The organism is Paenibacillus sp. EB106-04-04-XG159, assembly GCF_058791835.1.
In genome coordinates this window covers 235,413-250,419 of sequence record NZ_JBYTDY010000005.1, presented here as the reverse complement: position 1 = coordinate 250,419, position 15,007 = coordinate 235,413, and the positions used below count along the sequence as shown (strand labels likewise).

At 48.0% G+C, this 15,007-nt stretch carries 12 protein-coding genes; 6 read left to right on the top strand and 6 right to left on the bottom strand.

What is annotated here, in order from left to right; translation table 11 throughout:
• Positions 1-56: 56 nt before the first annotated feature.
• Both AC3WTP_RS08570 and AC3WTP_RS08565 read left to right on the top strand, forming a co-directional pair.
• Entirely contained in the window at positions 57-842 is a 786-nt protein-coding gene (locus AC3WTP_RS08570) for an AAA family ATPase (RefSeq protein ID WP_492394199.1), read from the top strand.
• A gap of 160 nt (positions 843-1,002) precedes the next feature.
• Positions 1,003-2,817, top strand: a complete 1,815-nt coding sequence (locus AC3WTP_RS08565) for a B12-binding domain-containing radical SAM protein (protein WP_492394172.1) — start codon at positions 1,003-1,005, stop codon at positions 2,815-2,817.
• A gap of 945 nt (positions 2,818-3,762) precedes the next feature.
• On the opposite strand, the gene AC3WTP_RS08560 is transcribed toward AC3WTP_RS08565, so the two are convergent.
• The 4 genes from AC3WTP_RS08560 to AC3WTP_RS08545 all read right to left on the bottom strand — a co-directional run bounded on the left by AC3WTP_RS08560 (position 3,763) and on the right by AC3WTP_RS08545 (position 9,332).
• Positions 3,763-5,241 carry an amidase family protein gene (locus AC3WTP_RS08560; protein WP_492394198.1) on the bottom strand — a complete coding sequence of 493 codons (1,479 nt, stop codon included), beginning with the start codon at positions 5,239-5,241 and terminating at the stop codon, positions 3,763-3,765.
• 417 nt (positions 5,242-5,658) lie between these two features.
• Positions 5,659-6,738: a M42 family metallopeptidase gene (locus AC3WTP_RS08555; RefSeq protein WP_492394171.1), complete on the bottom strand. Its 1,080-nt coding sequence runs from the start codon at positions 6,736-6,738 to the stop codon at positions 5,659-5,661.
• A gap of 197 nt (positions 6,739-6,935) precedes the next feature.
• The gene (locus AC3WTP_RS08550) at positions 6,936-8,651 is read right to left on the bottom strand and encodes a phospho-sugar mutase (protein WP_492394197.1); all 1,716 of its coding nucleotides are present in this window, start codon (positions 8,649-8,651) and stop codon (positions 6,936-6,938) included.
• A gap of 219 nt (positions 8,652-8,870) precedes the next feature.
• Positions 8,871-9,332, bottom strand: a complete 462-nt coding sequence (locus AC3WTP_RS08545) for a MarR family winged helix-turn-helix transcriptional regulator (RefSeq protein WP_492394170.1) — start codon at positions 9,330-9,332, stop codon at positions 8,871-8,873.
• Between the two features lie 97 nt (positions 9,333-9,429).
• Between AC3WTP_RS08545 and AC3WTP_RS08540 the strand changes: the two genes are divergently transcribed.
• On the top strand, positions 9,430-9,711 hold the full coding sequence (locus AC3WTP_RS08540) for a hypothetical protein (RefSeq protein WP_492394169.1): 282 nt from the start codon (positions 9,430-9,432) through the stop codon (positions 9,709-9,711).
• Between the two features lie 32 nt (positions 9,712-9,743).
• Here the strand turns inward: AC3WTP_RS08540 and AC3WTP_RS08535 are convergent, their stop codons facing one another.
• Positions 9,744-10,154: a DUF1093 domain-containing protein gene (locus tag AC3WTP_RS08535; RefSeq protein ID WP_492394168.1), complete on the bottom strand. Its 411-nt coding sequence runs from the start codon at positions 10,152-10,154 to the stop codon at positions 9,744-9,746.
• 264 nt (positions 10,155-10,418) lie between these two features.
• Here AC3WTP_RS08535 and AC3WTP_RS08530 point away from each other — a divergent pair, with 264 nt between their 5' ends.
• Positions 10,419-11,720 carry an MFS transporter gene (locus AC3WTP_RS08530; RefSeq protein ID WP_492394167.1) on the top strand — a complete coding sequence of 434 codons (1,302 nt, stop codon included), beginning with the start codon at positions 10,419-10,421 and terminating at the stop codon, positions 11,718-11,720.
• 86 nt (positions 11,721-11,806) lie between these two features.
• Here the strand turns inward: AC3WTP_RS08530 and AC3WTP_RS08525 are convergent, their stop codons facing one another.
• Entirely contained in the window at positions 11,807-12,568 is a 762-nt protein-coding gene (locus AC3WTP_RS08525) for a TspO-related membrane protein (RefSeq protein ID WP_492394166.1), read from the bottom strand.
• 201 nt (positions 12,569-12,769) lie between these two features.
• On the opposite strand from AC3WTP_RS08525, the gene AC3WTP_RS08520 reads away from it, so the two are divergent.
• Together AC3WTP_RS08520 and AC3WTP_RS08515 are read left to right on the top strand one after the other, a co-directional pair.
• Positions 12,770-13,789, top strand: coding sequence for an FUSC family protein (locus AC3WTP_RS08520; RefSeq protein WP_492394165.1), 1,020 nt, complete (start codon positions 12,770-12,772; stop codon positions 13,787-13,789).
• Positions 13,790-14,008: 219 nt separating this feature from the next.
• A complete protein-coding gene (locus AC3WTP_RS08515; protein WP_492394164.1) occupies positions 14,009-14,887 on the top strand; it encodes a M15 family metallopeptidase in 879 nt (292 codons plus the stop codon).
• Positions 14,888-15,007 lie beyond the last annotated feature (120 nt).

Sequence of the window (15,007 nt, the reverse complement as noted above, 5' to 3'; positions counted from 1 at the left end):
GTGTACAGCGAATGACTGCTGCTTGGGAAGATCAAACAGAAGGTACGGTGAATAAGATGAACTTCATAGATAGGGACGGACAGGTGCTTTACTTGAAGGAAATCTCATTAAAGCGGGATGAGGTACCCAGCTTTCGGAGCTACCCATTCGCGCTGAATGCGGTCCGTGAATTGGATCGGTTGGCATTTCGCAAGCCGGTGACCTTTATCGTCGGTGAAAATGGAAGCGGGAAATCAACGCTCCTCGAAGCGATTGCCGTTGCCTGCGGCTTCAATCCAGAGGGGGGCTCGATGAACTTCAACTTTACGACGATGTCCTCACACTCGGTACTGCATGAGTATCTGCGGCTAAGCCGAGGGCTGAAGCGTCCGAAGGACGGCTTCTTTCTGCGCGCGGAGAGCTACTACAATGTCGCCTCTGAGATCGAGCGGCTGGATGCGGAGCCAGCCACCGCGCCGCCGATAAAGGACTCCTATGGAGGCCGCTCGCTGCACGAGCAGTCGCATGGCGAGGCCTTCTTCGCGACCTTTATGCATCGCTTGAACGGGAATGGGCTGTATATGATGGACGAGCCCGAGGCCGCTCTGTCGCCGTTGCGTCAGATGTCGCTCATCGTCCGCCTGCACGAGCTGGTGGAGGCCAACTCGCAGTTTATTATTGCAACGCATTCTCCGATCCTTATGTCGTATCCGAATGCGGATATTTATGTGCTGGATGCGGAGGGGGTACGCTTGACCCAACTGGAGGATACGGAGCATTATGCGATCACGAAGAGCTTCCTGAATAACCGCGAGCGGATGCTGCGTGAACTTCTGGGGTCTTATAGATCAGATGAAGTATAGAGATTGATCTTATCTATGCCAGATTATCCCCTTGTGACTTCCCCCATAGACGCCGTTATGGCGATTCGGTACGGTAAGGGTCGATGTGAGCATTAACACGAATCATGCGTTACATACTCACACTCACGCTTATACGTCGAATACGAAGGAAGTCTTAACGATGAAAACAGTTGTTGCGGCGATTAACGCCAAGTATATACACACAGCTTTATCGCTGCGCTTATTAAAGGCATATGCGGGCGATGAGTTTGATATTGAGATGGTTGAGTATACCGTGAAGGACCCGATTCTGCATATTGTGACTGATTTATTTAATCGGAAGCCAGATGTTGTAGGTCTATCCTGTTATATATGGAATATTGAAGAGACGCTGCAAACAGCAGCGCTTCTGCGAAAAGTACTGCCGCAAGTCCGCATCATACTTGGAGGACCGGAGGTATCGTTCGACCCTGAGCACTTCATGCGGCGTGAGCCCAGCATTGATGTTATCGTGATGGGCGAGGGGGAAGCGGCCTTCAAGGAACTCCTCTCCAGATGTGCGAATGGGAGCGGATATGCGGATATCCCAGGGATTGCATGGCGTGATCGCCTTCATCCTGAAGAGATTCGTATGCAGCCGCAGACGGATAAGTTGATGCTGGATACGATTCCGACACCGTACCGATTTGCAGAAGATGCGGAAGAGATCGGCAAACGAATCGTCTACTTTGAAACGAGCCGCGGTTGTCCGTACAGCTGTCAGTTCTGCTTGTCGAGTACGGAGGTGGGCGTACGGTATTTTGACAAGGAGCGGGTAAAGGCGGATCTGAAATACTTGATTGATCAAGGGGCGCGAACGATTAAATTTCTCGATCGAACCTTTAACATCAATCGGGACTATGCACTCGACATCTTTCAATTTTTGATCGACAACCATAATGGATGTGTCTTTCAATTTGAGATCACGGCTGATATTATGCGGCCGGAGGTGTTGGAGTTTCTGAATGAGCATGCTCCACATGGCGTATTTCGATTTGAGATCGGCATTCAATCGACGAATGAGGAGACGAATCGTTTAGTTAAGCGGCGTCAGAATTGGGAGAAGCTGTGCCGGACCGTGAATCTGATCAAAGAGGGCGGACGCATTGACCAGCATCTTGATCTGATCGCAGGATTGCCAGGCGAGGACTATGCCTCCTTTAAGAAGACATTCAATGATGTATTTCGCTTGCGCCCAGAAGAGCTGCAGCTTGGCTTCCTGAAGCTGCTGCGCGGAACGGGTCTGCGGCGCGACGCTGAGCAATATGGTTATAAGTATATGGATCATGCACCCTACGAAATGTTGTCGAATAGCGTTCTGCCGTTTGACGATGTCGTGCGGATTAAACAGGTCGAGGATATATTGGAGAAATATTGGAATGACCATCGTGCGGATCGCTCGATTGAGATGTGCCTTGCGCTTGCATTTGAAACGCCGTGGGATTTCTTCCAATCCTTCGGTGCCTTCTGGGCGCGTCAGGGCTGGTCGAGAATCGGGCATCAGCTGGCGGATCTATTCGCGCGTATGGAGCAATTTCTGGTGGAGCAGGGAGCGGTGCAGCTAGAGGCGATTCGCGGCATGATGCATCTTGATTATATGCTGCAGCATCGTCATAAGCCGCGGTCCGTGTGGTGGAAGCAGCTTGAAAAGGGTGAACTGAATGCATGGCTGAAGTACGTCGCTGACGCATGGGCCGATCACGTTAAGCCATTTTCACAGTCAGAAGATAGTCAATCGGTATGGGATTCTTATGATATCAATGAACCATTTCTGCACAAGCATGGCATGATCGATATTCTGCCTTTCGATTTAACCGCGTGGAATGCTGGCGGCTATATGGATACGAGTCGGAGAACCGTTATACTGGTGCTATTCGGGGAATTAGCAGCCGCTATTGAGCGAGCGGGACTGCCAAGGTACCTCCCGATAGCGGTTGAGCCTATCGTGGAATTATGATGATAAAGAAGGCAGGGACTGCCCGCCGAACGCCGCTGTAAATAGAAAGAGACCGGCCACAGAGGCAGATGAATCTACTTCTGTGCCAGTCTCTTTCTTATTATCCGGACACACGATCCGTTATTTGCGGCAAACATCGCAATATTACCCCACTAGCGGACCGTAGATCCGCTATTTGCACCAAATGAGCACAAAATCGTTCACTTTGAAGCAAATAAGGGCTTCAGTGTCCGCCAAACCTCCAAATATGCTGGTTTTTTCGAAAATAGCGGCTCCTGTGTCCGACTCGACGGGTTACAAGGTCGATTTACCGCCGAACGCCGCTGTAAACAGAAAGAGACCAGCCACTAAAGTAGAAGCATCTACTTCTGTGCCAGTCTCTTTCTTATTATCCGGACACACGATCCGTTATTTGCGGCAAACAGCGCAATATTGCTGCTCTAGCGGACCGTAGATCCGCTACTTGCACCGAACGAGCACAAAATCGTTCACTTTGAAGCAAATAAGGGCTCCTGTGTCCGCCAAACCTCCAAACAAGCTGTTTTTTCGAAAATAGCGTCTCCTGTGTCCGACTCGGCGGGTTACAAGGTCGATTTATCTCCGAATGCAACTGTAAACAGAAAGAGACCTGCCACTAAAGTTGAAGAATCTACTTCTGTGCCAGTCTCTTTCTTATTATCCGGACACACGATCCGTTATTTGCGGCAAACAGCGCAATATTACTACTCTCGCGGACCGTAGATCCGCTATTTGCACCAAATGAGCAGAATAACGATCATTTTGAGGCAAATAAGGGCTTCTGTGTCCGTCAAACCTCCAAACAAGCTGTTTTTTCGAAAATAGCGTCTCCTGTGTCCGACTCGACGTGCTGCAGCACCGATTTACCGCCGAATGCTGCTGTAAAAACCAACTCCCAACGACACCAGTTGCTATAAACTCGTGCTGCTATCCGATCTGCGGCGGAAAACGGTGCTTGGTCGCTTGTTCGTAGCCATAAGCCAGCTTAATCAATGTAGGCTCGCTAAAGGCGGTGCCTGAGAACGTAATGCCAAGGGGGCCTTTCGTATTGTATCCCCCTGGAGCGATGACCCCTGTCTCTGCATAGCCAGCAGGAACGATGACTAGAGGATATCCGGCTCTTGCTGCGATGTCTGATCCTTTATCTCCTGGAAACAGCAGCGCATCCAGCTGATGCTCCTCTAACACATAATCGATGCCCTGAGCACGTGCGTGCTCTCTATTATAGGAAAGACAGTCGAGATAAACCTGCTCGGTTAGTGTACCGCTCGTTTCATTCGACCAAATCAACGTGCCTTGCCCGTACTTTAAAGCAACCTCCGCATGTTGCTCGTTATATTGTATCAATTCCTCTAACGAATGGACGGAGATCGCAGGATCTAATGCGGACAAATAATCGTTCAGATCCTTCTTGAATTCATAGCGCATGACATCTGAACTCCACTTTACCTGCTCACAGGGCAGCGTAACAGGGTCGATAATAGTGACCCCTCTATCACGCAGCACTGATATGGCTTCTTCCACAATGGCGAGCGCTGCCTCATCCAAATCTCCATAATACCCCCGCGGTATCCCAATCCTTGCACGACATAAATAGCTTTCATCCAGGAATGGTGTATAGTCTCGATAACTGCGCCCATGACTCGCATATGTAGCCTCGTCGTTTTCATCTACACCAGTCATCGCTCCGAGCAAGATTGCAGCATCCGCAACTGTCCTTGCGATAGGTCCTGCAGTGTCTTGACTGTGCGCAATTGGAATGATTCCCGAGCGACTGATCAATCCAACCGTTGGCTTGATGCCGACGACACAATTATAGCTGGATGGAGAGACGATGGATCCTGACGTCTCTGTCCCGATTGCGCCTGCAGCTAGATTGGCGGCTGCGGAAGCAGCTGAGCCTGAGCTTGAGCCGCCGATAAAGAGGTCTCCCGGACCATAGGGATTCAATACGAGTCCGCCGCGCGAGCTGTATCCAGACCACATCGTAGGCGACATGAAGTTCGCCCACTCGGTCATATTGGCCTTGCCCAGCAGAACGGCGCCTGCCGCGCGCAATTGAGCAGCAACGAAAGAATCCTCAGCCGCATAGGATTCGGCTAGGGCGATGGACCCAGCGCTTGTATGCATACGGTCATGAGTATCGATATTATCCTTTAACAGGATAGGGATGCCGTGCAGAGGTCCTCTGCTGCCGCTGTTGCTTCTTTCTTGGTCTAGAGCGCGTGCGATCTCGATCGCATCTGGATTCAGTTCCAGTATCGAGTTGATAACGGTATCGATCCTGTTGATGCGATCCAGATAGGCCTGTACTAATTGTTCGGAAGTGAGCCGTCCTGCTTCCATTGCTGTCTGCATACTGGTTATATCCGCTTCAATAATCCAATCTTCCAGCTTCGTGATCATATTCAGCATTAGTGCCTCCTTAAGAAATAGTCGTATAGAATCTGTTCTTGTTTCTTATACGAATTCCTTTAACTGGATGCAGTATAAAATGGGTATAGCTATTTATTCAACAAGATAGGAAGAGGTTGGAGTGATTGGTGAATCGAATCCCACATTCAGTTATAAGACATAAAGTAAGTAATTGACACACGATCCGTTATTTGCGGCAAACAGCGCAATATTACCCCACTCGCGGACCGTGGATCCGTTATTTACACCGAATAAGCACAAAATCGTTCATTTTGAGGCAGATAAGGGCTTCTGTGTCCGACTAGGCTGGTAACAAGGTCGATTTATCTCCGAATGCAACTGTAAACAGAAAGAGACCAGCCACTAAAGTAGAAGAATCTACTTCTGGGCCAGTCTCTCGGATTATCGTTATGCGTTCTCTACGATTGTGTTATAAGTTGTGCGGTCTGTATGCTTCACGAGCTGGATCAGCAGCTCTTTCGCTGCATCGATGTCATCCGTATGCACGATGGAAGCAGGTGTGTGGATGTAGCGTCCGACAACACCGATGATCGTCGATGGAACACCTTTGCCGCTGAGGTGAACTTGTCCTGCATCTGTGCCGCCTGGCGATACGAAGTACTGGTACGGGATCTTGTAAGTATCTGCAATATCCTGCACGAATTCGATCAGGCCGCGATGCGTGATCATCGTTGGGTCGAAGATGCGAAGCAGGGCGCCCTTGCCGAGATGTCCGAATGAGTTCTTGTCGCCTGTCATATCGTTAGCCGCGCTGCAATCCAGTCCGTAGAAGATGTCTGGCTGGATCAGGTTAGCCGCTACACGAGCGCCGCGCAAGCCCACTTCTTCTTGTACTGTTGCACCAGCGAACAAGATATTAGGCAGTTGAATCTTATTGCGATGTACTTCCTTCAGAAGCTCAATCGTAAGGCCGACACCGTAACGGTTATCCCATGCCTTCGCCATAATCTTCTTCGGATTGAGCATTGGCGTGAAGTCGCATACCGGAACGATCTGCTGTCCTGGACGAATGCCTGCTGCTTCAGCATCCTCGCGGCTGTCTGCACCTACATCAATATACATAACCTTTGGATCAACCGGCTTGTTAGCTGTTGCTTCATCCAGCAGATGCTTAGGAATGGAGCCGACTACACCGCGGATAGGGCCGTTTGGTGTAATAACATCTACCTGTTGAGCGAGAACAACTTGTCCCCACCAGCCGCCAAGCGTCGTAAACTTAATCATACCGGTATCTGTAATCTGAGTGGACATGAAGCCAACTTCATCCAAGTGTCCTGCAACCATAACGCGAGGGCCTTCTTCATTGCCGCGAACGACGCCGTAGATGCCGCCGAGCGCATCGTGAATCAGCTCATCCGTATACTTTGAAATCTCTTCCTTTACAACGGAGCGCAGCCCGCGTTCGAAGCCGGATGCTGCAGGGTACTCTGTCAACTTGCGGAATAAATCCAATGTTTCTTGTTGCATGATAATTACTCCTTTTTTGACCAATCAGGTGTCGTTTCCAACACATGGTCATTTACTAGTGATATTTATTAGTATTAATTTATTTTATCCAAGGGTCAAGTCATATAGCAGATTTGGTTCTGGATAAAACTCATTAACAGCTAGGTTGACACAGCAAAGACCGCTAATCATGAAGAAGAGCGGTCACTGTATGATAGCTAAGCTTGTTTCGCAGCAACAAACGCGTCGATGCGTGCCATCACATCGTTTGTTACTTGTGCCAAGCGAGCTTTAGCGTCTTCGTTGGATTCGCCTTTTACAGCGAAGTACATCTTGATCTTCGGCTCTGTGCCGGAAGGGCGCAGTGTGAACCAGCTTCCGTCTGCAAGATGGTATTTGAGTACATTTTCTTTCGGCAGATCATAAAGTCCCAGAGCGAAATCTTCTGTCTTCACAACAGCAATTCCGCCAGCTTCCGTCGGAGCGTTCGCTCTCCAGTCTTCCATGATGCCTTGGATGATCGCTACACCTTCCATGCCCTTCAGTGTGCGAGTCTGCAGGCCTTCCAGGTAATAGCCATGCTCCTTGTACAATTGCTGAAGCACTTCATAAAGAGTCAAGCCTTGCGTCTTATAATAAGCGCCTGCTTCACAGATGAGCATAGCGGCAATGATAGCATCCTTATCGCGAGCGTAGTTGCCCGCCAAGTAGCCGTAGCTTTCTTCGTAGCCGAAAATAAATGTATGTTCGCCCGTCTGGTCGAACTGAGTCATCTTCTCACCGATATATTTGAAGCCTGTCAGTGTGTTCAGGACTGTCATGCCGAAGGAATTCGCAATTTCAGCGCCGAGCTCGCTCGTTACGATCGTTTTGATAACGGCGCCGTTATCAGGCAGCGTGCCTTTGCGCTTCATGGAATCGAGCATGTAGTGAACCATGATCGCTCCGGCTTGATTGCCGCTCAGCACAACATATTCGCCATTCGCGTCCTTAACAACAGCGCCCATGCGGTCTGCGTCTGGATCGGTACCCATGATGATGTCCGCATCCCATTCCTTCGCTTGGTTGATGGCTATGGTGAACGCTTCGCGCTCTTCAGGATTCGGCGACTTCACAGTTGGGAAGCTGCCGTCTGGCTGCTCTTGCTCCGCAACTACGCGTACTTGCTGGAAGCCGATGGTCTCTAATACACGGCGTACCGGCATGTTGCCTGTACCGTGCAGCGGCGTGTAGAGAACGCGGAAGTTATCGCTTGTCTCGCGGATTACTTCAGGGTTCTGGCTGACTGCCGCAACAGCCTTGATATAGGCTTGGTCCATCTCTTCGCCAAGCCATACAAGCAAGCCTTGCGCCTTTGCTTCTGCCTGCGACAGCTTCTTCACTTCAGCAAGCGAAGAAATCGCACGGATCTCGGCGATAATTTTATTTGCGGACTCTGGCGTCACTTGTCCGCCGTCGTCGCCATATACTTTGTAGCCGTTGTATTCCGGTGGATTGTGGCTCGCCGTTACGACGATACCAGCGCTTGCTTGAAGGGTGCGGACAGCGAAGGACAGCTCAGGTGTTGGACGAAGGCCTTCGAACAAGTATGCCTTTACACCGTTGCCTGCAAGAACCAGCGCGGCTTCGAGTGCGAATTCTGGAGAGAAGTGGCGGGAGTCATAAGCGATCGCTACAGATGGTGCCGCAACAGAGGCATTCAGGAATTGAGCCAAGCCTTGAGTTGCTTTGCCGACTGTGTGAAGATTGATGCGGTTCGTGCCCGCACCGATAACTCCACGGAGTCCGCCAGTGCCAAATGCTAAATCTGTATAGAAGCGATCGATGATTTCTTTCTCATTTCCCGCGATATCGTGAAGTTGTTGTTTCAGTGCTGGATCGACCAGCGCGTCATTGAGCCACGCTTGATACATGTCGTGGGCGCGTTGTTCCATAGTCAACGTACTTCCTCCTTCAAGGCCATTAAAATGCCTGTTGCAACAAAATTTCCCGGATAATTAGTTTGAATGGGATGCATAACCTATATTGTAATAGATTTTAGCTTACTCTGCATGTGACAATTAATATCCATTTCATGGTTATGCTTATTGTGGTGAAAAAAGAGCAAAAGCAGTGATATCGGATATAAAAAAGTCGTCCATCCCCAGCCAGAGCTAGGAGAGGGGCGACTTACCAAGTTTCTTCAATAAATGAATCAACGTATCCTGTTCATCCGTGGTTAAGTGCGCGCAAGCATCATGTATGACTTGAGCATGCTCGGGAAACACTCGCTCCATCAATGATTCGCCCTCAGCAGTCAGCTGAATGTTAATGACACGGCGATCCTGATCGGATGCTTGCCGAACGATAAGGCCTTTACCGGACAGCTTGTCGATGACATAAGTCATCGTACCGCTTGCCAGCAAAATCTTCTGTCCGATCTGTTGGATCGGTGTGGGACCCTTGTGAAACAACAGTTCTAGAACTGCAAACTCAGATGGATTCAACTCATAGCGCTTCATATCTTGCTGGGCGGTATCCATAAGAGAACGGGAGGCTCGCGACAATACAACCATCAATTTTAAACTGCGTTGAATGTCGGGTTCGTAAATGTCCAAATGATTGTCATGGCTCATCGCATTCACCTTCTCATTAATTTCTCGAAAAACATTATCTTGAACTAGAGATGAATATAGCATCGCAAGGAATAGCTGTCAACTATTGAGGTGAGGAATGTCGGTTTCTAAAATTGATGAGCAATGCCTAATTCGGACGGGATCATTAGAAGATGCTGAAGCAATATTAAATATACAGAATTCTGTAATTGCCGAAGGTGATTATTTAATTACAGTTTCCGAAGAGTTCACTAAAACACCAGTACAACAAAGGGATTGGATAAAAAGAATATTAGAAAATGAAAGAGAAACTTTAATAGGTTCCCTTTATTTAACACCATTAAAGTTTAACAGAGCCAAAAATAAAAAAGCTACAGAACGAGTCTGCAGCAGGAATTAATATCAAGACTATGTGATACGAGCATCGGTAGATTAATTGAAACCTATATTCGGGTCTAATTTCTCGCGGACAGTGACTGGAATATTATCGATATCGATGACGTCATAATCGCCGATCGTATGATTGCCATTTGCATCTTTCATTCCTCTAACGAGGACGAGGAGTAAAGAGTTGATATGCAAGTTGTTTGGGGTGCTGAACGATATAGGGCAAGCCTCGCCAGATTCATCATAGGCCACAAGATAGTAATAATATCGAGGGTCAACTTTTCCTTGCAGCTTCTCCGCTGGCTTTAGCATGCCGTCTTCGGTAATGCGCACATACATTTTTTTGGCACCCCAATTTTGCGCAATATTTATAAGGTCATTATCGGGTGTGACAACATATACCAGTACAAAAGCCATAAAAACAATAGCAATGCCGGATGCTATGATTTTTTTCATGGTTCCACCTTTAATCATAAATAGTGTTACATTCATTATAATAGGCAGGTAGGACGGTTCTCAATAGTGTATAGTGACACTAAGCTTACGTTTTTGTAAGCTTTAAATCTTGTAAGGGTTTTCAACCCATTTTTTACAATGTAATTGTTTCGTGAAACCGATTGCTTTTAAGGAAACTCGGATGTAGAATGGCTTTAAATTAAAGGAGCATTTCCTTGTTCAGTATCACAACCAGACTCAAAGTACCAGACTCAAAGGGAGTGTATGGTCATCTTTACTTCTAAGTTTAAGTTTCGCCGCAAGTTCTCGGATAGTCGGAAAAATCTGTGGATAGCCACAATAGAAGGTGTTCCGTCTGTTATCGCGATGACACTGCTCGGCGGACCGTTTCTGACAGGGTATCTGCTCTATTTAGGCGCGTCTTCCAGTCAGATCGGGTTTGTATTGGCCATCACGACATTCGTTAACATCTCACAGATAGGTTTTGCATTCCTGCTGCAAAAGATTACCTATCCAAAGTGGGCAATGTTTTGGTTGGTGTGCGTCCATCGACTGTTATGGGGAGCGACCGGCTTAATACCGTTTCTGTTCGATAAAGAAATGTGGGTATCCAGCTATATCGTGATGTACACGATAGCATTTTTGGCTAGCGCGGGCGCTGGAATCATATGGACGAATATGATGGGGGATATCGTACCTGCATCTGTTCGCGGACGTTACTTTGGTATTCGCAATACGTTGATTAATGCGATTGGCAGCATCGTCTTGTTTGTCGGCGGTCAGATACTGGATGCTTATCCAGGCAGCCAAGGGTTCCAGATCTTATTTATCATTATCCTGATATTTAACCTCTGGGATATTGCCATGTTCATCTTTTTCCCTAATCTGCCGCTCGAAAAGTCTACAGAGCTAAGCTTTCGCGGGATGTTTATGAAGCCTCTGCGCGATCAAAAATTTATTCGTGCGGTCATGCTGCTTGCGTGCTGGTTGTTTGTGCAAAACATCATTCTTCCATTCTACTCGTATATGATGTTGGACATTCTTCATGTCAGCTACAATCTAGTATCGATCATCATTGTCGTTCAGACGCTGGCGACGATGTCCAGCATGTACGTATGGGGAAATCTGAATACCAAGTACAGTAATACGTTTCTGCTCCTATGTACGATGCCGATCATTGCGCTGTCCTGTCTCTCATGGGGATTAACACTGGTTATGCCGACAGTAGTAGGCCTGATCATTGCGCATGCGCTCGTTGGTATCGGAACTGGAGGATTTAACCAGATGGCGTTCAACTTTATCATAGGGGATACGCCGAAGAGCGAGCGCCCCATGTTTATTGCGACGTATTCAGCCATCACAGGATTTGCTACGTTCCTTGGACCGATCATCGGAGGCTGGTTGTTCGATTGGATGAAAGGTACGCCGCTATGGGTGCAAACAGTGGGCTTCACGGGTGTTGTCGGTATCATCATGTTGATATTGGCGGCAACCTGGGGGCGTAAGGCATTGATGGCTAACGGCAAGAGAATCGTACCTTATAAGTCCATCGAGGTACAGCAGTAATAAGTTATTAAACCTATAGGTCTCCTTGTATAGAAGAGCCGGCATGCAGCGGTTAATCTTCTGTACGAGGAGACTTTTTTATTCTTTCAGCTGTGATGGGGGCGCTTCGGACGGAATGGCACCGTGATGGCCAGCAGTCCAAGCAAGGCGGCAAGTCCAACTGCCGAGTACAATATAGGCAGATGGCTCTTGTTAGCGGCAGCGATGCCAATATAAGCCCAGACGTACACCAGCATAAACACAGGTGTGCGGTAAGGGACACCGACCAACCATGCAAGAAAGGTGCCCGATACGAGCATAATGATCGTCCACGTCTCGCTGCTTTGGCCCCATCCGCTCCAGTTTAACTGATATAGGACCACGTTCACATTAACGATCGTCGCAACGCTGATCCAGCCCAAGTAGATGATGAACGGCAAGCGAACGAACCATTGCTGCCCCATGCTTGGAGCCTTCAATCCGCGAAGATTCATATATATAAATACAAGACTCATCAGCAAGCCCAGCATTGCGATTAAGGATAGCCAGACCTGCGTATATATATAGTGCCACAGCAGAATCCATGAGATATTGAACAGGCAGCTCAGTACGAACAAAGGTCCGAGCCGGAGTGCGATCTGATGATGTTGCGGCAAGAGCTGATAAATGACGAAGCAAATAAGCAGGACATAAATCAATCCCCAAATTGCAAAGGTAAAAGGGGCTGGTGTGATCAGGACAGGGAACATGGCGGATATTTGTCCTGTCTTATAGCCGTTCAGGGGAATGAACTCCGCTAAACCGTTGATGATTATAACCGCGATTAGGGCGAACAAGTTCCACCATTTTAAAGAAGCAGGTTCGAGCATGTGACACATCCTCCTGTACAGCACTCATCCTTAGTTTTAACCATCTTATCTTCACCATACGGTGGACTTGCTATAAATATGACGCTCAACGTGTAATAGCTAATATGCATATTTTTTCATTCTATACCTTTGCATAGGAGAAGGGGGAGCGTGTAAGATAAGGGCAGTATACGAATGTTACACGACGAAGGAGGAGTAAGTATGGCATTGGGAGCCAGAGTCCTCAAGACCGGCATAGCGATTACGCTGGCGCTGTATGTCAGCATGCTCTTGGGGCAGTCATCACCTGTTATTGCGGCGATTTCCGCTATATTTGCGATGCAGCCTTCCATCTACCGGTCGTGGCGATACTTGCTGGAGCAGCTGCAGTCTAATACACTCGGTGCGGCAATAGCATTGCTTGCCGGGATGTCGTTCTCCAACGACCCGATTACAGTTGGGATTACATGCATTATTGTGATCATGATATGCCTGAAGTTGAAGATGGAAGAAACGATTGGTCTGACAGTGGTGACAGTCATTTTAGTGATGGAAGCTTCCGGCCAATGGCATTATGCGCTTGATCGATTCATGCAGATTATCGTCGGGATCGGAGCGGCATCGTTCATTAATATTGTATTTATGCCTCCTAAACCGAGGGTGCAATTTATGAGTCAGATCGACTCGGTGTTCAACCGGATGTCTCTGCTCTTGCGCACAGTCATATCGGATGAGATGAAGGAAACTGCCTTTCGCGAGGAGAAGCAAGCACTGGAAGACGGTATTAAATCATTAAGTGATAAATACAAGCTGTTTGAAGAAGAGACGAAGAAGGTGAAGCGGGCGAAGTACCGTCGATCCCGTCAAATAGTCGTATATAAGCAACTGCTGCATACCTTGTATAAGGGGCTGGAAGTGCTGGAGGCGATCGAAAGTCATTATTTTCAGTCAACCCCTTCAACTGAGATGCATCAGGCATTCGATGAGCATCTGGAGAACTTAATCAAGGGCCATGAACATGTCCTGCTCAAATTCGATGGCAAAGTAAAGCCTGATGTGGACGATATGGAGCTTCTTGAAGAGAAGAATGGCAGATTTCTTCGAGATATGATGCAGGAGTTTGCCCAATGTGATGAAGGGATGCATCGCTTATCGATTGTAGCCGCAGCATGCTATGAATACGGGTTCCAGATTATCCGCTTGGGTCGATTAGTCGGTCATGTGGATAAAGGTAACGAATGAATACTGAATGGTGCTATCAAATACTGATAGCGTGCATGATCAATATGTGTGGAATCCTTAGGGCTGACAAGTGGGGCATTGCCTGCTGACGGTCTTTTATATGGGGAATGAAGGTTTCTGTTCTGTAATGATTTCTCTATCATTTTTCGATATAATAGACTGCCAGACGACTAGAGTTAACTTGGGTTAACTAGAGTTGACAACGAAAGGATGATAGAAATGAAACTTCGTCGACTAACGACGATCTGTCTGATGCTGTCCCTAGGAGCGGCACTTGTTCTAAGCGGCTGCGGAACGGACAAGCCTACAGAAGGACAAGGGTCACAGCAGACGGGTGAAGTCGATCCGGCCCTGACTCCACAGGATGGGAAATCAGATCAAGAATCGAAAGACCAAGAATCTAAAGATCCAGAATCGAAAGATAAAGAGAATAAGGACGATTCGACAAGCGCGGTTGCAGATATTCAGTCCGAATACGCACTAAGCAATACGATTGAGGAGCAAGGAGACAAGCAGGTTGTTACCAATCCTAATTCGATCTACGTCGTTGTAAACAAGGAGCGTTTCCTGCCAGAAGGATATGAGCCGCCTGACCTGGTCGAGCCGCAGGTGAAATTTTCATTTGAAGAGCCGCATGAGAAACGCCATATGCGCAAGGAAGCGGCAGATGCATTGGAGAAGTTATTTGCACAGGCAGAAGAAGATGGGATGCAACTGAACGCAGTATCCGGATACCGCTCCGAAAAACGCCAAACCTCACTATACAGTCACTATGTTGAGACACAAGGTGAAGAGTACGCGAATCGAGTCAGCGCGAAGCCGGGAACGAGCGAGCATCAGACTGGTTTAACCATTGACGTATCCAGCCCAAGTGTCAACAATGTGCTGGAGCAAGAATTCGGCGATTCCGAAGAGGGCAAATGGTTGGCTGAGCATGCACATGAATCAGGATTCATCATCCGCTATCCGAAGGATGGGGAAGAGATCACGGGATACATGTACGAGCCATGGCATATTCGTTATGTTGGTGTAGATGCCGCAACTGCTATTTATGAACAAGGAATCACATTGGAGCAATTTTTGTCATCATCTAATTAATTGAGCACGGATTTATCTGGACATAAAATAAGCCCGCATCACGGTTCTTACCGTGGGCGGGCTTATTTGTTGGGCTAATGGATGCCGAATCTCAAGTTCAACACCCATTAGACATTTGAC

What these genes read in the sequence shown, in the direction of transcription:
- AC3WTP_RS08570 (WP_492394199.1), top strand. Translation starts at nt 57, where the DNA reads ATGAACTTCATAGATAGGGACGGACAGGTGCTTTACTTGAAGGAAATC.
- AC3WTP_RS08565 (WP_492394172.1), top strand. Translation starts at nt 1,003, where the DNA reads ATGAAAACAGTTGTTGCGGCGATTAACGCCAAGTATATACACACAGCT.
- AC3WTP_RS08560 (WP_492394198.1), bottom strand. Translation starts at nt 5,241, where the DNA reads ATGATCACGAAGCTGGAAGATTGGATTATTGAAGCGGATATAACCAGT.
- AC3WTP_RS08555 (WP_492394171.1), bottom strand. Translation starts at nt 6,738, where the DNA reads ATGCAACAAGAAACATTGGATTTATTCCGCAAGTTGACAGAGTACCCT.
- AC3WTP_RS08550 (WP_492394197.1), bottom strand. Translation starts at nt 8,651, where the DNA reads ATGGAACAACGCGCCCACGACATGTATCAAGCGTGGCTCAATGACGCG.
- AC3WTP_RS08545 (WP_492394170.1), bottom strand. Translation starts at nt 9,332, where the DNA reads ATGAGCCATGACAATCATTTGGACATTTACGAACCCGACATTCAACGC.
- AC3WTP_RS08540 (WP_492394169.1), top strand. Translation starts at nt 9,430, where the DNA reads ATGTCGGTTTCTAAAATTGATGAGCAATGCCTAATTCGGACGGGATCA.
- AC3WTP_RS08535 (WP_492394168.1), bottom strand. Translation starts at nt 10,154, where the DNA reads ATGAAAAAAATCATAGCATCCGGCATTGCTATTGTTTTTATGGCTTTT.
- AC3WTP_RS08530 (WP_492394167.1), top strand. Translation starts at nt 10,419, where the DNA reads ATGGTCATCTTTACTTCTAAGTTTAAGTTTCGCCGCAAGTTCTCGGAT.
- AC3WTP_RS08525 (WP_492394166.1), bottom strand. Translation starts at nt 12,568, where the DNA reads ATGCTCGAACCTGCTTCTTTAAAATGGTGGAACTTGTTCGCCCTAATC.
- AC3WTP_RS08520 (WP_492394165.1), top strand. Translation starts at nt 12,770, where the DNA reads ATGGCATTGGGAGCCAGAGTCCTCAAGACCGGCATAGCGATTACGCTG.
- AC3WTP_RS08515 (WP_492394164.1), top strand. Translation starts at nt 14,009, where the DNA reads ATGAAACTTCGTCGACTAACGACGATCTGTCTGATGCTGTCCCTAGGA.